We start from the raw sequence: 21,247 nt of genomic DNA on the forward strand, positions 1-21,247 counted from the left end.
CGTCGCTAGAGAGCGGCGTGTTTTTTATGGTTTATACAATCTCCTCTGTCTATTCCCAATTTTGAAATCTATCAAACTCAGTTCTAGAGTCATGAGGAAACCCATAGAGTAGTGTAGACAGATAGATGAGGGGGATGAAGATGAAATCGTTTAAGGAAACATGGTTGTCTAAATGGAGACGTATACGAGGAAATAAGAGACTCTTTTTCAAAGGAAAGATGCTCCTCCTCTTCATCGCAGGGTTTCTTTTGCTACTAGCTATTCCTGCGGTTCTGGTAGGAATAGGCTCGAATGCGGCACCAGCAGTTGGGCAAGGTAGTAACCATGATAGGCAAACAAGTCCTGAGGTAGAGAAAACACAGGTATCAGACTCTAAGAAAGCAAATACCTATAATCCAAATGTACGGGTCTATTTATCCAAAGAGAAGAAAGTCGTCTCACTTCCGTTGGAGACGTATTTGGAGGGAGTCGTTGCCGCGGAGATGCCGATTACATTTGAGATGGAAGCAATCAAAGCACAAGCAATGGCGGCACGAACTTTTGTGGTCAATCGCTTAGAAAAAGGTTCTACTGTGAGTCTGAAACCATATGGACTTCCCAACCAATTAGCAGACGTAACCGATACGGTGCAGCATCAAGCATATTCAACAGATGCTAAGTTAAAAACTCAGTGGAAAGATCACTATCAAGAGTATAAAGCGAAGATAAAGCAGGCTATCGAGGATACAAGAGGACAAATTTTAACCTATCAAGGAAAGCCAATCTATGCGGCGTTTTTCTCTACCAGTAATGGGAGAACAGAAAACTCCGAGGAATACTTTACTGCTAAGTACCCGTATCTCGTCAGCGTTGACTCATCATGGGATCGTTCCTCCCCTAAGTTTGAGCGGGAAGCCACATTCCCTCTATCAGAAGTGTTCGCTAAACTAGAGAAACAAACGAAAAAGACTTTAGATGTGCCGGTATCGGGATTTCAAGCCGGAAATCAAATGAAAATCGCGAAGAAAACTACGGGGAACCGTGTGGCTAGTATGAGTATCGGTGGCAAGAGTTTCTCAGGTAGAGAAGTGCGAGAAGCCCTTGGACTAGCTTCCTCTGACTTTACTTGGAAACAAAACGGAGACAAAATCACATTTACTACATACGGTTCTGGTCACGGAGTAGGCCTCAGTCAATGGGGGGCTAATCTTATGGCACAGACGGGTGCAAAGGCTGATAAAATCGTTAAGCATTATTATCAGGGTGTGCAGATTAGCGATTTTGAGAAGAAGTAGTGGTGTTGGTTGTTGGGGGTGTGTTCTAGTTCTCAATGATTAAAAACAATTTGATTAGCTATTGGGTGATCGAGGGCAGGAGAGTCTGTTCGATACCTGCTTAGATACATGCCCCGGGACAACCTATTATCCAACAGCCCTAAGCTCTTCAAATCTTTTCCGGTCGTTCTGATAGATCAGATCAACCTCTCACAACTATCAACAAACTATAATGATTTTCATCCACTCGCAATATACCAAAAATTTAACAACTTAGGTATAAAATGAGTTTTTCACGTCGACAATGTAGTCAGAGGTGAGAAACTTATGAAAATAGAGGATCCAAAAACGAAGGTATCCTTTTTGAATCAAAACAAACGTCAACTTGCGTGGAAAAGACTCCTTACGAAAAAATGGTTCTTTCCCGCTGTGTACTTAACAGTCGTCGCGCTCGTACTAGGCGGAGTATGGTTGATACAGGGGACAGTCAGCAAAGACGTAAGCAAAAATATGCCATCGATTGATACCATCTTACCCGTAGAAAAACCATCCACTGCTGAAACGATGGTACTGCCTGTAGCATCTAATTCCGAAGTGACCATCACCAAGAAGTTTTATGATGAAAAAATGACTAGCAAGGATAAAGAGCTAGCCCTTGTAAATTATCAAGGTACTTTCTATCGTAATACAGGCGTGAATTTTTCACGAAAAGATGGCAAGTCATTTGATGTGGTAGCTGCGTTGGGCGGTACCGTAACCAGAGTGGAAACCAATCCAGTAGTAGGCTTGCAAGTGGAAGTAAAACATGAAAATGGTCTAATCACCATTTATCAAAGCCTAGCGGCCGCTTCTGCAAAAGTGGGACAAACTGTGAACCAGGGCGATGTCATTGGGCAAGCAGGTATGAACAAGTTTGAACAAGCTGATGGAAATCACTTACACTTCGAAGTAAGAAAGAATAATCAACCTCAAAACCCAGAACCATTTATCAAGTAATATAAGAAAAGCCCACGAAATAGTGGGTTTTTTCTATTCCTGTCCAAATTCGAAGAATAACCTCATTTTTGCCTCATATACTTTATCAAGAAATGAGGGGAGGGAGGACGGAATCGATGCATGATTATATAAAAGAACGTACCATAAAAATTGGAAGATACTTTGTAGAAACAAAAAATACAGTTCGCTCGATTGCCAAAGAATTTGGGGTTTCCAAAAGTACGGTTCATAAAGATTTAACAGAAAGATTACCAGAGATAAATCCTGACTTGGCAAATCAAGTAAAAGAAATATTAGAATACCATAAATCAATTCGTCACCTTAGAGGTGGAGAAGCTACGAAGATCAAATATAAAAGAAAGCCAAATACCAAAGAGTCTCGTTTGAAAGAAGCAGTGAAAATCTGATATCAACTGCACCGGGGTAGTACTTTGTATGTAACAAAATTGACGAAATGACAATAAAAGGAATCCTCCGGTGTGTTCAAATTTATGGTACAATCTAACAGAGTCGTCACAGATGAATCTAGACGTACTGTTTTTTCTAGGATATATTCTATTTATGATCGTAAAGAGTTGCTGTATAAGACAGCATTCGTTTTTATATAGACAGGATTAAGATATAAGTAGGTTTACAAAAAATTATCTGCTTTTGGAGAGGTAGAAAAATGACTCAATTAGATCGTGAAAAAGAGCTAGAGGTTAACGAGAAAGATCATGCAGATACTCAAGAGGATCGTGTGATGGTTGGTAAATTAAAGTGGAGTCAAAAAGAAGAAGAAAAACGGACGGACGAAGGTGCGGACGACGAGTTTAAAGAATCGGAAAAAGAGGAAGAAGAGCAAGGGAGCAGTGATTCCAAAACGGACAAGCTCGCGAATTTTGAAGATACACTAAGTCCTCTTGATTTTAAAGAGTATAAAGTAGATCTTGAACAGCTTCAGGAAGCTTCTGCTGCAGTTGAAACGCCTCTAAAAGAAGAAAGCACTACTGTGATGGATGATGTAGAAGATCTCAAGACGGAAGAGCATGTGCAGGATGAAGTTGTGAAAAATTCACTTGATGCGCATGATAATGAACAAGAATTAGTAGAAACTATAGACCAAGAAGAGCCAGAAGTAGTAGCTGAAGAAATAAAGCCAGATAAGAAAAGAAGTCCTTTGAAAGTAGCTATAAAAATTCTCTGGATTCCGCTGTTATTGGTAGCGGCATTAATAACGGGTCTAGTGATCGGGAATACCATTATTGGTAAGAAGCCCATTTTAGACATATTTAGTTGGAGTTCTTGGGAACACTTATATAACTTAATTTATCAGAAGTAACCCCTTAAAATCCCGCTTAAGTAGACGGGGTTTCTTCGTGTCAAACCACTGCTTAGGAGGGACTATGTTGAATGTGCCCAATCTGTTGACGTTGGTTCGTTTTCTATTAGTTCCAGTTTACTTGTTCATATTCTTCTCGGACATCCCTTCACCCGCACGTCTTTGCTGGGCGATCGGAATTATCTTCTTAGCGGGCCTTACCGATGTAGTAGATGGGTATCTAGCTAGGCGTAATAATCAAGTAACCCAAATGGGTGCTATGTTAGATCCACTTGCAGATAAGTGTATGCTCATGGCCATTTTTCTATCCTTATTATTGTCTGATAAAATCTCATGGGAAGCAGCATTTGCAATCCTATTCCGTGATTTGGGGATGATTGTTTATGGAGCGATTGTTCATTTTCAAGGTAGAAAAACGGTGCCTGCTAACTTTCTAGGGAAAATGACAACCGTGCTTTCTTATCTCGTGTTATTTATGGTGATGTTTGATGCTCCATATGCTTCAACGATGCTATGGATCGTAATCGGACTCTCCTATATCACGGCTTTGTGTTATATGGTCCAACTAAAAGTGGTAAACGAGTAAGAAATGTGAATAATAAAGGGATCGGGGCGATGAACCCCGATTCTTTCTCTTTGCGATCTCATTCTTGTATACATAAAATTAGGAGGGTGCAACATGGGAGCAAGAAATGTAACCCGCACCATTATTGTCGAAACACCATCAAAACCAGGAAATTTAGGAAAAGTGACCACTGCCATTGGCTTGTTTGGTGGAGATATCGGCGAGATTAAAACGAGACAAATAGGACCTTATTCGACTGTGCGAGATATTACCGTACAGTGCGAAAGTGAAGAACAATTAGAGACAGCGATAGCGGCTGTTGAACAGCTAGGAGAAGGGATTCATGTAAGAGCTATCTCTGATGATGTTCTCCATGCTCATGAAGGCGGTAAGATTCATATGAGTAGCCGCTTTGATATACGTTCAATAGATGATTTGCGAAAAGTATATACACCGGGTGTTGCCAACGTGTGCCGTGTGATTGAAGAAGATCCATCTTTAGCTCAATACTATACAAGCATAGGAAATACCGTTGCAATCGTCACAGATGGAACGGCTATATTAGGTCTAGGAAACATTGGTCCATTGGCAGGAATGCCTGTAATGGAGGGGAAAGCGGCCCTATTTGATCGCCTTGCAGGGATTAGCGGAATTCCGATCCTACTAGATACCAGTGATCCGGATGAAGTTGTAACAACGGTAAAACGGATTTCAAAAGGATTTGGCGGTATTTTATTAGAGGATATTGGCTCTCCGCACTGTTTTGAAATTGAAGAGCGTTTGATCAAAGAACTCGATATTCCTGTGATGCATGATGATCAACATGGAACGGCTGTTGTTACCTTAGCGGCTGTTATGTCTGCGTGTCGTAGTGCGGGCGTTAACTTAAAAGAAGCGGTTGTAGGACAAATAGGACTAGGCGCAGCGGGCTTAGCTATCTGTCGGATGTTCATGGCTTATGGTGTAAAAGAAATGGTTGGGGTGGATCGTCAGCCCGCAGCTTTGGATAGACTTGCTATGTATGGCGGAACGCCTGCTCATTCACTGGAAGAAATCATGGAGAAATGCGATATCGTGATCGCTACGACAGGTGTACCTAACTTAATCAAACCAGAATGGATTCGAAAGGGACAAGTCATACTAGCTCTTTCCAATCCAAAACCAGAAATCGAGCCAGATGAAGCGATTAAAGCAGGGGCTTTGTTTGCGGCTGATGGTCGATCGGTAAATAATGTTCTTGGGTTCCCCGGTATTTTCCGTGGGGCATTAAATGCTGGAGCGAAATGTATTACCCATGATATGTTAGTAGCAGCGGCAACTGCAATATCAAACCATACCAAGCCAGGTCAGTTAGTTCCTCATCCACTGGATATAAGAGCACATCAAATTGTGGCAGAAGCAGTGGAGATGGCTGTGATGAAAGAGGAATCAAGTAAATAAGAAATGAGGTTTGTTTTATGGAATGGGCGATCGAGAAGATTAAAGAGACAATCCCACACAGATATCCTTTTTTATTAGTGGATCGTGTGTTGGAATGTGAACCGAATGTACGTGCAGTTGGCATCAAAAATGTTTCGATAAACGAGCCATTTTTTCAAGGACATTTTCCCCATTATCCAGTTATGCCAGGCGTGCTCATCGTCGAAGCGTTAGCTCAAGTTGGAGCATTGGCGGTTCTTACTTCAGAGGAGCACAAAGGAAAAACTGGCTTCCTTACAGGAGTGGACGGATTTCGTTTTCGGGGACAAGTTGTTCCAGGGGATCAGGTGCGTTTAGAGGTGGAGTTAACTCGTTTTAAAGGCAGTATTGGTAAAGGGAAAGGCACGGCGAGCGTTGATGGAAAGGTAGTCGCATCAGGGGAATTAATGTTTGCGATTATCGATGTAGCGAACCAAGGATAGATTTAGAGGACAGGATGGGGTCATAGCGACCTCTCCTTTTCTTTATCTAAATGAGTAGTTACATAAAGAATAGGGATTTATACGGTAGTACAATGGAAGATTCCATGGATTGTGGGTAACTTATATACATATTTGAAAAAGTGCACTCTGATCGGAGTTTGCTACCCAAAAGATTTCAGTTATGTTACAGTGAGACTGTAGTTTGTAATGTTTCTGTAACATTAGAAGCGTAAATCAACATTTGTTAGAGGTACAATGATAGTGAGTCTTTATAATGGAACAAGTTGTCGGAAATGAGGGAGATCTATGGTACGCTATGGTATTGTAGGCTGTGGTCATATTGCTAAAAAGCACGTTTCAGCGATTCAAGCTGATTCTGGGGCTGTACTCGTGGCAGTATGTGACACCAATGAAGAGCGTTTGAAGGAATTTGCAATCGATGGAGTCATCGGATATACGGATCTGGCTGAAATGTTAAAAACAGATGTCGATGTTGTATCGATTTGTACACCAAGTGGTCTACACCCTGCGCTTACGATCCAAGTGGCTGAAGCGAAGAAGCATGTCGTTGTCGAAAAACCAATGGCATTGACGCTCGAAGATGCTGATCGGATGATTGACGCATGTGAGGAAAATGGTGTGAAGATGGCTGTGGTCCATCCAAACCGCTTTCGCCCAGCTATCGTAGAACTACGAAAACAAATTGAAAATGAAAAATTCGGGACCATCGGTCATGCCAACGCAACCGTTCGATGGAATCGAAATCAAGCATATTATGATCAAGCACCTTGGCGTGGAACGAAAGCCATGGATGGTGGGGTGTTGATGAATCAAGCGATTCATAACATGGACTTGCTTCTATGGATGATGGGGGACGTGGAGGAAGTTTATACATACGACGCGACCCGACTACGCCAGATTGAAGCAGAAGATACATCCATCTCGGTGATCCGCTTTAAAAATGGAGCGCTCGGCGTACTGGAAGCGGCTGTTACGATTTATCCGAAGAACTTAGAAGAATCGTTAAGTATTTTCGGTGAAAAAGGTAGCGCTGTTGTCGGTGGACCAACTGCGAACTGGATTAAAACGTGGGATTTTGAAGGTCTGACGGCAGAAGAAGTTACGCAGTTGAAAGAGCAAATCGTGCAAGATCCATGGGGCATGGCAGGTCATGAGTGTATTATTCGTGACATGACGCTTGCGATTACAGAAGATCGCACTCCAATTGTTTCAGGCACAGAAGGCCGTGATGCACTCGGTTTAGTTGTTGCTTGTCAGATGTCGGCTGAATCAGGTAAGCCAATTAAAATGAATACATTAGAACGAAAATCCTAATAAAATAAATGATAAAAGGGGTATTTCAAAATGAAAAAAATTCCTTTACTAGACTTGAAAGCACAATTTGCTACTATTCGCGAAGAAGTGTTAGCATCTGTAGAAAACGTATTTGAAAGTGGAGCTTATATCCTCGGACCGGAAGTAAAAGCATTGGAAAAAGAAGTAGCTGACTATATCGGAGTGAAACATGCGATTGGGGTAGCGAACGGGACGGATGCTCTTGTATTAACGTTAGATGCTATGGGTGTTGGACCTGGCGATGAAGTTATTACGACTCCGTTTACCTTCTTTGCTTCTGCGGAAACTGTATCACAAGTAGGGGGGACGCCTGTATTTGTGGACGTGGATCCAAAAACATATAACCTAGACATTGAACAATTGAAAGCAAAAATCACTGATAAAACGAAAGTAATCATCCCGGTTCATATTTTTGGTCAACCTGCTAATATGGACGAGCTTCGTGAGATTGCCGAAGAAAAAGGCATCTACATCTTAGAGGATGCGGCACAAGCGATGGGATCCCAGTTCCAAGGTCAAATGATCGGTTCTTGGGGCGATGCTGCAACTTATTCATTCTTCCCAACTAAAAACCTTGGTGGTTACGGTGACGGCGGGATGGTTGTAACGAATAACGATGAACTAGCACAGAAAATCCGAATCCTTCGGGTTCATGGTAGTAGCCCGAAATATTATCACAGCATGATTGGTTATAACAGCCGTTTGGACGAAATCCAAGCGACTGCACTACGTATTAAATTACGCCATCTCGATCAGTGGAACAATGCACGTCGGGAAAAAGCGGCTATCTATAATGAGTTATTGAAAGATACTCCGCTTGTGACGCCTTTCGAAGCACCAGATCGTAAGCATATCTATCACTTGTATATTGTACAAGCTGAAAAGCGTGATGAGCTGATGAAGTATCTAGGTGAGCATGGCATTTCCACAGGTGTTTACTACCCAGTTCCGCTTCATCTACAAGAAGTGTATAAAGATTTGGGTCAAGGTGAAGGTAGTATGCCGGTATCGGAATATTTATCGAAGCGTACTTTTGCTCTTCCGCTTTACCCAGAGCTGTCTCGTGAGGATATGAACTATATCGTGGATACCATTAAGAAGTTCTATAAGTAGGGGGTATTGACTTTGACAAACGTATTACTAGAGAAATTAGAGAACCGAACAGCTGTGGTCGGAGTAGTGGGACTTGGCTACGTTGGCTTACCACTCGCAGTTGAAAAAGCAAAAGCGGGCTTTCGTGTCATTGGCTTCGATGTGTTGCAACATCGCGTAGATGAAGTAAACCAAGGGATTAACTATATCGGTGATGTTGTTGACGAAGAGTTAAAAGAGCTTGTGTCTAGTGGTAAAATCATGGCTACGACGGATTACTCCAAGATCAGGGAAGTGGATGCAGTGGCAATCTGTGTCCCAACTCCTTTGGATAAGTATCAACAGCCAGATGTCTCTTATGTGGAGTCATCGAGTAAAGATATTGCGAAATATCTGCATCCAGGGATGTTAGTCGTTTTAGAGAGTACCACGTACCCAGGTACAACAGAGGAAGTAGTAGGTCCAATTCTAGAAGCTACTGGATTGAAAATCGGTCAAGATTTCTATCTAGCTTATTCCCCAGAGCGTGTCGATCCGGGTAACAAAACCTTTAATACTAAGAACACACCGAAAGTAGTAGGCGGTGTAACAGCAGATTGTACGAAGGTAGCGGCTGCGATGTACCGTGCGGTATTAGAAGGTGAAGTTCACGAGGTATCAAGTCCGAAAGTAGCGGAGATGGAGAAGATTTTCGAAAACACATTCCGTAACATTAACATTGGACTTGCTAACGAAATGGCGATTCTCTGTCATAAGATGGGGATCGACATTTGGGAAGTGATCGACGCTGCGAAGACCAAGCCATACGGATTTATGGCGTTTTATCCAGGTCCAGGGCTAGGTGGACACTGTATTCCAATCGATCCATTCTATTTGACTTGGAAAGCACGTGAATATAATTATCACACACGCTTAATCGAATGTTCAGGTGAAATTAATAATGCAATGCCAGAATTTGTGGTAGACCGTACGATGAAAATCTTAAATCGCTATGGAAAAGCCCTCGCAGGTTCTAAGGTATTGGTGCTTGGCGTGGCTTACAAAAAAGATATCGACGATATGCGCGAGTCTCCGGTTCTTCCAATCTTAGAGTTGCTCGAAACGTACAATGCGGATGTTGAAGTGGTTGACCCACATGTACCTTCTTTCCGTTTTTCACATAGTGCAGATGCAAAAGTGATGGAGACTGTCGAATTGACAGCAGACCGTCTTCAAAATGCGGATCTTGTCTTGCTTACTACAGACCACAGTGCCTTTGATTATGAATTAATCGCACGAGAATCAAAAGTGATTTTTGATACGCGTAATGCCTTTAAAGGGGTAGGTATTTCTACTTCCAACATTCAAGCAGACTACGAAAAATTATAAGGAATGGGTGTGGGCTCATGAACAACTTCGTACATGAACGTGCAACGATGGGGACAGATGTCTCCATCGGCCATTTTTCGGTTATTGAAGACGGCGTTGTATTAGGGGATCGTGTTACGATCGGTAATAATGTTACGATTCATGCAGGAACTGTGATTGGTGATGATGTATTTATTTCTGATAATTGCGTGGTAGGGCGTTGGCCGAGACCTGCGAAAGCATCAACAGTGAAGGTAGATGCTTCTTTGCCTGCTCTTGTGATTGGAGATGGGACAACCCTCGGAGCAAACACAGTTTTATATCGTGGTTCTTCTTTTGGAAAAGAATGCATGATTGGCGATCAAGCTTCTGTACGAGAGAAGTGTGAGATTGGGGATCGTGTAGTAATCGGACGTGGAGTAGCGGTTGAGAACCAAGTTTCCATCGGTTCCTTTACGAAGATTCAAACCAATTCATACATTACCGCTTATACAACGATTGAAGAAAAGGTCTTTATCGCTCCAACTGTGACGACTACCAATGATAACTTTATGGGGCGTACCAAGGAACGCTTCCAGTTTGTAAAAGGTGCACACATTAAGAAAGGCGCGCGTGTAGGTGGAGCATCGATTTTACTACCAGGTGTAGTGGTAGCTGAAGAAAGCTTTATCGCGGCAGGTGCAGTGGTACACCGTGATACAGAAGAAAAGAAAGTGTATGTAGGGGTGCCAGCGCGTGTGCTACGTGATGTACCAGCCCGTGAATTATTAGAAAATCAAGAGTAGTTGAGGTAGGAGCAATCCATGAACCAACTAATCAAGCGTTTGTTTTCAGATTCGGCTGCATTTGCGATTGCAACGATGGGAAACAAGCTAGCAGCAGTCGTGTTGGCTCCTATTTATATTCGGATTTTGCAAAAGGACCAACACGCAATTGGCGACTGGGGTTTGACACAGACATACACCCTTATTTTAACGTATCTCTGTATCCTAGGGACGGACACTGCACTCGCTTACTATTTCTATGACACGAAAGATGAGAAAGATCGTCGAGTCTACTTCACGAACACCTTATTGTTTAGTGTAGGGATGTGCATTCTGTTCAGTGTGCTATCCTTCTTCTTCGACTCTGCCATCTCTTCCGTTGTCTATAGAGGTCATCGTTACGATGATTCTCATCTGTTGACGATTGCCACCGTTGCGACATTAGGTGCGATTGTCATTCAGCATATTCTCGCCTATGCTCGCTATAACCGAAGAGTATGGTTTTTTAATATCTTTTCGATGGCGTTTGTGATTGGGTCATCTGTGTTAAGTGTCGTGCTTGCTTATTACATGAAACCATCTGTGCTAGGGATCTTCTACGGTCAGTTAATCGGTCAAGGTACAGTGGCCTTGATTCTGCTATGGCTGTATCGAAAAGAGCTAACTTGGAAGTTTTCTAAACCTCATACGGTCCAACTGATCAAATATGGATCTCCTGTGATGATCTCTTTATTATCTTTTTGGATCATGTCTTCCATCAGCAGACCTATTCTGAATTATTTAGTACCCACTATCCCTGAAATCAAGTACAGTGCAAACGCCATATATGAAGCTACTGTGCGGATTGCCAGCTTTATCGTTTTGATTACGGCACCGTTTCAATTAGCTTGGCGACCTTTTTCGATGTCGATTAAGGATCGTGATGATGCGCAGCAGGTGTATGGATTAATTGGTAGAGGGTTGCTGGTGTTTGGCACATTAGCGATTATGGTGCTCACATTCTTTATACAACCACTGTACAATTTATATATTGGTACTCCGGGCCCAGAGACGAAGGTAGATCTTTCTAGTGGGTATCTCTATGTGTGGATGTTATCGTTGGGAACGCTTTTAAATGTATTACATCCAGTGTTTGGTGTTGGACTATTCATCAAAAAGCAAACCAAGTACATCTCAAGAATATTTATCCTAGTTTCTGTGATGTTCTTAATTGGTAACTTTCTACTCGTGCCGTACTTTAAAATTTGGGGTACAGTTAGTATGACTGCTGCTAGTTATTTGGTTGCGGTGATTCTAATTTATCGAGCGAGTCAAAAAGTCTATCCAGTTGAGTTTAAATTCGGCGCTATGATGCTCTATATGACGGTGTTCCTCGGCTCTATGGCTTGGATTAGCTATGTGCAGGCAAATCATCTACCAAATCCGTGGATTACGTATGTAGTGGCATTTGTAGGGAATGTAGCCGTGATTTTGATTACAGGATTAATTCCTGTGAGCATGTTGAATCGAATCGGTAGTCTTTTGCTCAAACTAGGAGGTAAAAAGTGAGAGATGGTGAATGAGGTTTTGCTTTCTCAACGAAAACGTTTAGATACGTTGTTTTATCTAACGGCCGCTTTCGCTCTACTCGGGCCTAGCTTTGGTATTCCGGTGACATCTAGCTTTACATTAACCTTCTTCCGCTTAGCTTTTTTGGTTTTACTAGCCGGATTCATTTTTCGCTTTGTAAACACAAAGCGTTTGGAAGCATCCTATATGTATCCTATTCGTTGGTATATCGCGTTTCTATGCTTTTGGATCGTGTATGCCGTTTTAACGTTAACGTGGGTGATCGATATGGGGAGAGGGATTCGTTATGTTGTATTCTTAACGAATATGATCGCTTTAGCCCTTTCGTTTCCTTACTTTATCCGAAATGAATCCTACTATCAGAAAATCACGAAAGTATTATTTGGCGTATATACGGCGATTATTTTATTTGCGGTGTTTGAATCGGTTACATTAATTCATCTTCCTACTTCTCGGGCGGTAGATGGAAATGTTTCAGATGGAGTAAGTGCATCGGTTACATCTGTGTTTACCAACCAAAACGATTTAGCGACCTGTATTACATTGGCTCTGCCATTTATCGTCGCCGCAATGATCATGTTACCGTTGTCTCGAAAGATGAAAGCGGCAGTATACGGGGTATTCATCCTATCCGGCTACGTCTTATTTGCCACAGGGTCACGTGTAAATGAGTTGATCGTTCTTCCATTGATTGCAGTGGCTTTGCTCATCCTTTTTTGGAAAAGCTTAGATCGTAGTCGCTTCCGTCTAAAAAGCATCCGTACAAATGGTTTCTTTCTACTTCTCGCTGTCGTATTGATTCAGGTAATGCTGGCGACGATGTTGACCCCAGAAGGTCAAAGAGTAGTGGAAGATAAGCTGGGAAGTACTTCTGCAAGCCTCTCTGACCTTCATAATGCGGTTTCAGAGGAACTTGTAGGAGGAGAATCGCACACTGAAGGTCAATCAGGGGAGAGTATAACAGTACGTGTCAATCTCTTGAAGCATGGATTCGATTTCTTAGTAAAAAGCCATTTTATGGGTGTCGGAGCAGGAAATATTGAACGATTGATGCACCCTTCCTCAGTTGAGTATGTGAGTGAGGATGTGAACAAGGAAAATATCCATAATTGGTGGGCTGAGATTTTAGTCAACTTTGGTGTTGTCACGTTTGCGCTCTATCTGGCTTTGTACGTCTGGTTGTTGTGGCGGCTATGGAAGCTGATCAGTTTAAAAAGGTCTCCACAGCTTTCTCCGTATCTGCGTTTCGGGGCAGTGGCTAGTTTAGCGGCGATGACTGGATACTTTTTTGGTGGTATGGCGATGAGTACGGCTATCCATTTCACTCCGATGTGGATTAGTTATGGCTTAGCTTTAGCTGTCTTAGTGTTAGGAGAACATCAGAATAAACAAATAGAACCAAAGTCTATACGTGGATCGAAATGAGCGGAGGGAGCCTAATTGGTAATTCCTCCCCTTTCTATATAGAGTAAGTTGCCAGAAGGAGCTGGACCCTTGAATGAAAAAAGTGATGATATTTAGTTCAGTTCATCCTTGTGATGACTCCCGGATTTTTCATAAGCAAGCTGTTTCTTTAGCAAAAACGGGGTACGAAGTAGAGCTACATGCGATTTCGGATGTGGAAGAGAAAATGGAGCAAGGTGTCCGGATTGTGGGAGTGAAACGGGCGGCCAACCGCTTTCGCAGGCTATTAAAGGGATATGAATTATATAAACGGGCAAGAAAAAGTGGTGCAGATGTATTTCACTTTCATGATCCGGAACTACTTCCGTGGGGAGTACTCTTGCGGCTTCGGACAGGTAAACCCGTGATCTATGATGTACACGAAGACTTACCGAAACAAATTTATACCAAAGTATGGATCAATCCCAAGATTCGCAAGCCTTTATCTACATGGGTCCACCGCATTGAAAAGGGACTAGCGCGAAAGCTAACAGCCGTTATCGCCGCAACGGAACCCATTGCCAGCCAATTTGCAGGAGTGAAGCATCGGGAAGTGATAAAAAACTATCCACTCCCCATGCCAATGATGGAACGAGAAGAAGATGGGAAAAATCAGATCCTATATGTGGGCGGGGTTTCTCGTCTGCGTGGGTATGATGAAATGATTCAAATGATGAATCATATTCCAGAAGAGTTACAAGCGGAATTACATATTATCGGTCCGCTCCAACATATCCAAGTGAGTGTGGAGGAAGCAGAACGATTTAGTGAAAGACGGATCTACCTTCATGGGAGAATTCCTTTTACAGAGGTTCAGCAGAAATTAGCATCAGGGAAAGTCGGGTTGGTCTGCTTGCATCCGGTTGAAAACTACCGTGAATCTCTACCCATTAAGATGTTTGAATATATGTCAGCCGGTATGCCTGTACTCGCAACCGATTTCCCGTTATGGAAAGAGATTGTAGAGGGAAGTGACTGTGGGTTTACTGTAAATGCGCTAGACCCGAAGGAAATGGCGGAGAAGGTAACGCAGATCTTGACTGATGCAGAACTAGCTAAATCGATGAGTGTTAATGGACGGAAAGCATACGAGGAAAACTACAATTGGCATATTGAAGAGCAAAAATTACTGCGCTTGTACCAAGAAATTGGATCATGAGATGTTCAATGTAGGAAAACAAAGGGGGTATCAACATGAAAGTTCTTGTAACGGGAGGAGCCGGCTTCATCGGGTCACATATTGTGGATCAACTGATTAGCGAAGGGCATGAAGTGGTTGTCTTAGATAACCTGATAACAGGACATGAGGAACAGATTCATCCAAAAGCAACCTTTTATCGGATCGATATAACGCATCCAGAAGTTCAGCAGATATTTGAAGAGGTGAGACCGGATGCGGTGATTCATCAGGCGGCACAAACGCATGTCCCCACATCGATCGAAAAGCCTATCTATGATGCAAATGTAAATATCATGGGAGTTATTAATCTATTAGAAGCAGCAAAAGATACAGGAGTAAGAAAATTTGTGTATGCTTCTTCTGCGGCTGTATACGGAGAACCTAAATATTTGCCGATTGACGAACACCACCCAACGCATCCGATTTCCCCTTATGGTGTATCCAAATACACAGTAGAACATTATCTAGATGTGTACTATCGTCTATTTGGAGTGGAGTACACAGCCCTTCGCTATGCCAATGTGTACGGCATTCGTCAGGACCCAAGAGGAGAAGGCGGCGTTGTATCCATCTTCACCGACAAAGTGTTGAGTAAACAGCCGCTAACAGTGTTTGGGGATGGGGAACATACACGTGACTATATTTATGTAGAAGATGTAGCCAAAGCAAATGTACAAGCGTTGTCAAAAGGCTCTGGTGAGATTATCAACATCGGTACGGGAGTTCAAACCTCATTAAATGAATTAATAGAAGCTTTCCGGATCGCCTCTGGCAAGGATATAGTCGTTACGTATGGACCAGAGCGCGCTGGAGATATTAAGGATAGTTATTTTAATGCGAAGAAAGCCACGGATACATTAGAATGGGTAGCGAAAATCCCATTATTAGATGGTCTTAAGCAAACGTATCAATACTATTTAGAGAAGTACTAGCATACTCTTTTATAGACCAAATGTTGGACCAAGCAGAGCTTGTTACGTGCGGATACATAAATCGCTTAAGCTGTAACAAAACGTCTATTGTTATTTACGCCCTCCTGAAGTATACTGTGTACATTATAGGCTTGAAACATTACTGTAATGTTACTGTTACTTTTGTAATCTAACTATGAGTATAAACCGTTGACAAACATAGATGATTTTCAACGATCAGGAGTGAATAGCGGATGCGTTTGAAGGCGTCAGTTGAAAACGATGCAAGTGTTTTGACAGGAGAATTAGGAGCTGCTTCTATGGTCTACTCAATCGTTAAACGGGCGTTTGAGATCATCTTCTCACTAGCCTTGCTCATTTTTACCTTACCGGTCCTCGTCCTCTCAGCTATTGCGATCAAAATAGAGTCCTCTGGACCTGTTTTCTATAAGCAAGAGCGAGTTGGGCTACAAGGGAAGGGATTTTGGATTTATAAGTTGCGCTCCATGCGTACGGATGCTGAGAAAAACGGTCCGCAATGGGCAGCTAAAAATGATCCTCGTGTTACACAGGTAGGTAAATTTATTCGCAAAACACGAATCGATGAGCTTCCTCAGATTCTTAACGTATTAAATGGGGATATGAGCTTAATCGGACCTCGTCCCGAGCGTGATTGTTTTACGGAGCAATTTGAAAAAGAGATTCCTGGATTTAAGAAACGCTTGTTAGTGAAACCAGGTCTGACTGGATGGGCGCAGGTAACAGGTGGTTATGAAGTGACCCCGCGTGAAAAGTGGGAACAAGATATGTATTACATTCAAAACCGGTCGATTTCCATGGATCTGCGAATTTTATTACGTACAGTTTGGGTTGTTTTATCAGGAAGCGGCGCAAGATAAAAAGAAAACACGGATACCATCTCATCATGATGATCCGTGCTTTCTTTTTATATGACCGTGACCCACATTAGAATACCAGACGAAGTCCTGCATACATCAGCAACCAAAATGGTACACTGATCCCAGCGGCATTCATGACACCAATCCAAAATGATTTACCAACGACTGGATATTCCATGTGAGGCACCTCCGTTTTCGCTTTATAAACTTATTATACGCCACGGTATACTCCTTTAGTTACATTTGTCGAACTTGTTAACAAAATGTAATCTGCAAGTAACATAAGCTTGATATTGATGAATGAAAAGAGTGAGGACTTGGTGGATCAATTGTTGTTTCGAAAACAAGATCGATTGGTAAATATTTTTTTCTTTATGATTGCATTTGCGCTGATCGGTCCGACACTTGGAATCGGTACAGGGGACTTTCGGCTTACCTTTTTTCGGATCGCTTTTTTCGTTTTAGCTATCGGAACGGTGGTACAACTTGTTTGGAACAAAGAATACAGGAATCGTAAGCAAAATAGGGAGATAGCCACCATCTATCAAGTTCGCTTAGTTGGAGCCTTCTTCTGCTTTTGGCTTCTCTATGCACTCATTTCACTCACTTGGTCGGTTAGCTTGAAAGATGGCATCCGGTATTTGATCTTTCTTGGAATGATGCTTGCACTCACGTTCTCATTCCCGTTTTTTATCCGTACATATGAAACCCTTTGGAAGACAGCAAAGGTACTTGTAGCAGTATATGCCATGATTATTGGTTATGCTGTTTTTGAGTCGATGACCTTTATCCATTTACCCGCTTCTAGGGGTTACAATTCTGAGCTTGTAAGTGTAGTCACTTCTGTTTTTACGAATCAAAATGACTTAGCTACGTTTATTACGTTGGCGCTGCCATTTCTGATTACGGCTATCTTTATGTTGCCAGTACATAAAAAATATAAATGGCTCCTTTACATTGGATGTATTTTTAGTCTCTACACTCTTTTCGCAACCGGTTCACGGAGTAATGTGATGTTCGCTTTGCCGCTTGCTTGTGCGGTGCTATTACTAGGAGCTTTTTTCGTTGTGAAGCGCGAGAAATGGACGAAGAAAAACATAACCACAGCGATTATAGCGGTCATAGCGGCTATTATTTTGGCTAATGCAGTTGGCTTTGTTCTGTTATCTGACAAGGCGAGGGCTGCAAATAATGCGAAATTGGCTTCGATCTTCGGCTTTCTAGGTGATTTCCAAAAAGGTGGCTGGGATGCAGAGGGAGAAGGTGTCATTGAAGGAGAAACGGGGCGGAGTGCTACTGTTCGTAAGTTTCTTATTATCAATGGATTCCATTTCTTACATAAGTCACACTACTTGGGGGTGGGACCGGGTAATATTGAGCCGTTAATGGAAGGTGCACCACACGTAGATAAAAAGAATATCCACAACTGGTGGCTAGAAGTTCTCGTCAACTTTGGGGTTCTCATCTTTGTGATGTATATGGCTGTATACTTCTGGTTGCTGTGGCGTTTATGGAAGCTTGCGTCCTTAAAGCGTGGAGCATCAACGAGCCCCGTGGTTCGCTGGAGCGCTTTTGCTACGCTTGCTAGTTTGGTCGGCTTCTTCTTTGGCGGAATGGCGCCTAGTAGCTGTATTCACTATACACCGATGTGGATTACGATTGGAATCGGATTAGCTGTGGTTGGAATAGGCGAATTGGAGAGAAAGAAACAGGCTGTTGCACAAGGAAGTGAATGAATTGACGAAAAAAGTTCTGGTTGTATCGCATATGTACCCAAGTGACGTAAATCCGCAATCAGGGATCTTTGTACATAATCAGACAAAGGCACTGCGAGATGCAGGATGCGAAGTGCGGGTAGTCGTACCGATTCCAAACTTTCCTCTGTATAAAAAGTGGAAAAGTTACTCAGACTTACCTAGTCAGACAGAACGAGATGGAATCCCTGTCTACTATGTGCCTACAAGGATGTTTCCGGGTGGTTTCTTTTTCCATCGCTATGGAGCGTTTTATATACGATCACTAAAAACGATCTTGCACCAAATTAAGCAGGAGTTCCCGTATGAGCTACTTCATTGTCACACGATTTTTCCAGATGGATATGCAGGTGGCCAGTTAAAAGAGGCACTAGGAGTCCCTGTTATTAGCACGATTCATGGCTCTGATATCATGCTTTATCCAAAGAAAAATAAAAAGATTTTTGAGCGAACGATCGAAGCATTAAAGGGAAGCGATCATCTCATCACGGTAAGCGATCGGCTTCGTGATGAGGTGGATCAAATGGTTCCAGGATTACCTGTATCCACGATCTATAATGGCTTTGATCCGAATCGATTTTATCCAATCGATTGTGAAGAAGCTCGTCTTCGTCTTGGGATTCCATCCGAGGGTAAAAAGATGGTATTTATAGGGAATTTACTGCCTGTAAAGGGAGTAGGCTATTTGCTACAAGCATTTCACAGCCTCGTTCAGGATAATCAGCACGAAGGTCTAGATCTATATTTAGTAGGAGCAGGACCCCTTCAAAGTAGCCTAGAAAAAGAGATCGAAGAGCTTAATCTCTCCAATCGGGTTCATTTGATGGGCAGAAGACCCTATGATGAAATGCCACTATGGATGAATAGTGCGGATGTGATTGCGTTAACCAGTCTCAGCGAGGGATTACCCTCCATCCTGCTCGAATCAATGGGTTGTGGACGACCTATGGTGGCAACAGACGTGGGAGGAATCAAAGAAGTCCTGCAAGATGGTGTGACAGGAAGGCTTGCCCGTCCCAAAGATGCAGAGCATATCGCGCAATGTTTACATGAAATGATAACAATGGACGATATGCGAGAAGAGCTAGGAAAACAAGCCTATGTAGCTTCACGTGGCTTTTCTTTGGAGCAAAATGCGAATCAATTGATCGAGTGCTATGATAAAATAAAATCATTGACATATTAAATAAATTGATCTAGTATAAGCGTTAGTTCGTTGCGATACTAAATTTAAAAATGAATATCTTGAGATTTTCTCTTATCCAGAGAGGTTGAGGGACAGGCCCTATGATACCTCGGCAACCAGTTTGTATGTGTAAATATACAAACAAGGTGCCAATTCCTGCAGAGCTTTTTGTTCTGGTAGATGAGAGGAAAGTGGATCTTTGTCTATATACATATCCCCTTTCTGCAATCATCTGCAGAAAGGGGATTTTTTATTTTGAAATAAGGAAGGTGAACCCATTGATCCATATCGAGCAAGTTACGAAACGATACCCAGCCAAGCAACGAGAGCAAGAAGTCATCGCATTGCAAGAGATTACCCTTCAGATCGAAAAGGGGGATATCTTCGGGATCGTCGGTTACAGCGGTGCTGGTAAAAGCACCTTACTTCGCATACTAAACGGATTAGAAAAGCCAACAAGTGGTTCGATCCATGTGAATGGCAAAGATATAGCTGTTTTGTCCGATGGAGAGCTTAGGTTGCTGAGACAGAAGATTGGCATGATCTTTCAACATTATCATCTGCTCTGGTCCCGTACCGTAAGAGAAAATGTAGCCTTTCCACTTGAGATAGCAGGGAAAGCAAAGCACGAAATCGAGCAACGAACCGAAGAATTATTACGTCGTGTCGGGCTATGGGAACGGAGAGATGCGTATCCATCCGAACTAAGCGGTGGGCAAAAGCAACGTGTTGGGATCGCACGTGCGCTCGCCAATGATCCCTTTTTGTTACTATGTGACGAAGCTACTTCCGCCCTCGATCCAGAGACGACGACTTCCATCTTGCAGTTAGTAAAAGAGATCAATCAAGAGATGGGGATTACCGTAGCCTTGATCACACACGAGATGAGCGTAGTAGATGCGATTTGTAACAAAGTAGCAGTGATGGAGACGGGATCGATTGTGGAATTAGGCGAGGTACAACAAGTGTTTCGGGATCCGCAACATGAAGTGACCAAGCGTTTTACAGAAGGTTTGGGAGGTGGGCACAGTGCTTGATCAAGTAGACTGGGTGACTGTCTGGCAAGCTACGTTAGATACATTGCAAATGGTCGGGATTTCGACGCTGTTCACAGTACTATTGGGTTTACCGCTCGGTGTACTCCTCGTGATTACGAATCGTGGTCATCTATGGGAGAACCAAGTGATTCATAAAAGCTTAGCCGTTGTAGTGAATGTCTTCCGGGGTGTACCGTTTATTGTCCTTATTTTATTGTTATTTCCTTTATCGACGTTTCTCATCGGCACCAGCTTAGGACCAACTGCTGCCACAATTCCATTAACCGTAGCAGCCGCACCATTCTTTGCCCGAATGGTAGAAACAGCATTATTAGAAGTGGATCGAGGCACCTTGGAAGCCGCTCATGCGATGGGAGCGAATCGATTTACCATCATTCGCAAAGTTTTATTGGCTGAATCGATGCCAGCGATGATTTCTGGGATTACCGTAACGTGTGTCTCGCTCATTGGCTACTCCGCCTTTGCTGGGATTGTGGGCGGCGGTGGACTGGGAGACGTTGCTCTGCGAGTAGGTTTCCAGTCGTTTAATAATGAAATGTTGCTCGTATGTAGCTTCATATTGGTAGCGATTGTTCAAGTTGTTCAGTGGATTGGCGATGCGATCAGTCGCAAAGTCGACCACCGTTAAGAAAAGAATCATATCTAACATTGG

Annotated in this window: 19 protein-coding genes, 1 pseudogene and 1 riboswitch; all 20 genes and pseudogenes read left to right on the top strand. The window is 42.7% G+C overall.

Annotation, left to right across the window (positions count from 1 at the left end; translation table 11 throughout):
* Positions 1 to 182 precede the first annotated feature (182 nt).
* Positions 183 to 1,274, top strand: coding sequence for a stage II sporulation protein D (gene spoIID / locus J2Z48_RS00085; RefSeq protein ID WP_370872840.1), 1,092 nt, complete (start codon positions 183 to 185; stop codon positions 1,272 to 1,274).
* Positions 1,275 to 1,580: 306 nt separating this feature from the next.
* Positions 1,581 to 2,249 carry a peptidoglycan DD-metalloendopeptidase family protein gene (locus J2Z48_RS00090; RefSeq protein ID WP_307249795.1) on the top strand — a complete coding sequence of 223 codons (669 nt, stop codon included), beginning with the start codon at positions 1,581 to 1,583 and terminating at the stop codon, positions 2,247 to 2,249.
* A gap of 116 nt (positions 2,250 to 2,365) precedes the next feature.
* Positions 2,366 to 2,656: a sporulation transcriptional regulator SpoIIID gene (spoIIID, locus tag J2Z48_RS00095; RefSeq protein ID WP_307249797.1), complete on the top strand. Its 291-nt coding sequence runs from the start codon at positions 2,366 to 2,368 to the stop codon at positions 2,654 to 2,656.
* Positions 2,657 to 2,916: 260 nt separating this feature from the next.
* Entirely contained in the window at positions 2,917 to 3,570 is a 654-nt protein-coding gene (locus J2Z48_RS00100) for a DNA-directed RNA polymerase subunit beta (protein ID WP_307249799.1), read from the top strand.
* A gap of 64 nt (positions 3,571 to 3,634) precedes the next feature.
* Positions 3,635 to 4,156, top strand: a complete 522-nt coding sequence (locus J2Z48_RS00105; protein WP_307249801.1) for a CDP-alcohol phosphatidyltransferase family protein — start codon at positions 3,635 to 3,637, stop codon at positions 4,154 to 4,156.
* A 93-nt stretch (positions 4,157 to 4,249) separates the two neighbouring features.
* Positions 4,250 to 5,575: an NAD-dependent malic enzyme gene (locus J2Z48_RS00110; protein ID WP_307249803.1), complete on the top strand. Its 1,326-nt coding sequence runs from the start codon at positions 4,250 to 4,252 to the stop codon at positions 5,573 to 5,575.
* Positions 5,576 to 5,592: 17 nt separating this feature from the next.
* Complete coding sequence (gene fabZ, locus J2Z48_RS00115; RefSeq protein WP_307249805.1) at positions 5,593 to 6,036, top strand: 3-hydroxyacyl-ACP dehydratase FabZ; 444 nt, start codon at positions 5,593 to 5,595, stop codon at positions 6,034 to 6,036.
* A 306-nt stretch (positions 6,037 to 6,342) separates the two neighbouring features.
* Entirely contained in the window at positions 6,343 to 7,371 is a 1,029-nt protein-coding gene (locus J2Z48_RS00120; RefSeq protein ID WP_307249807.1) for a Gfo/Idh/MocA family protein, read from the top strand.
* 30 nt (positions 7,372 to 7,401) lie between these two features.
* Complete coding sequence (locus J2Z48_RS00125; protein ID WP_307249809.1) at positions 7,402 to 8,505, top strand: DegT/DnrJ/EryC1/StrS family aminotransferase; 1,104 nt, start codon at positions 7,402 to 7,404, stop codon at positions 8,503 to 8,505.
* A 12-nt stretch (positions 8,506 to 8,517) separates the two neighbouring features.
* On the top strand, positions 8,518 to 9,852 hold the full coding sequence (locus tag J2Z48_RS00130; RefSeq protein WP_307249811.1) for a nucleotide sugar dehydrogenase: 1,335 nt from the start codon (positions 8,518 to 8,520) through the stop codon (positions 9,850 to 9,852).
* 17 nt (positions 9,853 to 9,869) lie between these two features.
* Complete coding sequence (locus J2Z48_RS00135) at positions 9,870 to 10,616, top strand: N-acetyltransferase (protein WP_307249813.1); 747 nt, start codon at positions 9,870 to 9,872, stop codon at positions 10,614 to 10,616.
* An 18-nt stretch (positions 10,617 to 10,634) separates the two neighbouring features.
* Positions 10,635 to 12,143: a lipopolysaccharide biosynthesis protein gene (locus J2Z48_RS00140; RefSeq protein ID WP_307249815.1), complete on the top strand. Its 1,509-nt coding sequence runs from the start codon at positions 10,635 to 10,637 to the stop codon at positions 12,141 to 12,143.
* A gap of 3 nt (positions 12,144 to 12,146) precedes the next feature.
* Positions 12,147 to 13,589 carry an O-antigen ligase family protein gene (locus J2Z48_RS00145; protein WP_307249817.1) on the top strand — a complete coding sequence of 481 codons (1,443 nt, stop codon included), beginning with the start codon at positions 12,147 to 12,149 and terminating at the stop codon, positions 13,587 to 13,589.
* Positions 13,590 to 13,662: 73 nt separating this feature from the next.
* On the top strand, positions 13,663 to 14,766 hold the full coding sequence (locus J2Z48_RS00150) for a glycosyltransferase family 4 protein (protein ID WP_307249819.1): 1,104 nt from the start codon (positions 13,663 to 13,665) through the stop codon (positions 14,764 to 14,766).
* Between the two features lie 35 nt (positions 14,767 to 14,801).
* Positions 14,802 to 15,719, top strand: coding sequence for an SDR family oxidoreductase (locus J2Z48_RS00155; protein ID WP_307249821.1), 918 nt, complete (start codon positions 14,802 to 14,804; stop codon positions 15,717 to 15,719).
* A 233-nt stretch (positions 15,720 to 15,952) separates the two neighbouring features.
* On the top strand, positions 15,953 to 16,597 hold the full coding sequence (locus J2Z48_RS00160) for a sugar transferase (RefSeq protein ID WP_307249822.1): 645 nt from the start codon (positions 15,953 to 15,955) through the stop codon (positions 16,595 to 16,597).
* A 332-nt stretch (positions 16,598 to 16,929) separates the two neighbouring features.
* Complete coding sequence (locus J2Z48_RS00165; RefSeq protein WP_307249823.1) at positions 16,930 to 18,333, top strand: O-antigen ligase family protein; 1,404 nt, start codon at positions 16,930 to 16,932, stop codon at positions 18,331 to 18,333.
* 1 nt (position 18,334) lies between these two features.
* Positions 18,335 to 19,537, top strand: coding sequence for a glycosyltransferase family 4 protein (locus J2Z48_RS00170; RefSeq protein WP_307249824.1), 1,203 nt, complete (start codon positions 18,335 to 18,337; stop codon positions 19,535 to 19,537).
* A gap of 69 nt (positions 19,538 to 19,606) precedes the next feature.
* Positions 19,607 to 19,724: riboswitch (SAM riboswitch) on the top strand.
* Positions 19,725 to 19,815: 91 nt separating this feature from the next.
* Positions 19,816 to 20,553 (top strand): annotated as a pseudogene (locus J2Z48_RS00175) (methionine ABC transporter ATP-binding protein); the annotation flags it as partial.
* A gap of 13 nt (positions 20,554 to 20,566) precedes the next feature.
* Positions 20,567 to 21,223, top strand: a complete 657-nt coding sequence (locus tag J2Z48_RS00180) for a methionine ABC transporter permease (protein ID WP_370872826.1) — start codon at positions 20,567 to 20,569, stop codon at positions 21,221 to 21,223.
* The last annotated feature ends 24 nt before the right edge of the window (positions 21,224 to 21,247 follow it).

Source organism: Croceifilum oryzae (assembly GCF_030814315.1).
In the GTDB taxonomy this organism is placed as follows: Bacteria; Bacillota; Bacilli; order Thermoactinomycetales; family Thermoactinomycetaceae; genus Baia; species Baia oryzae.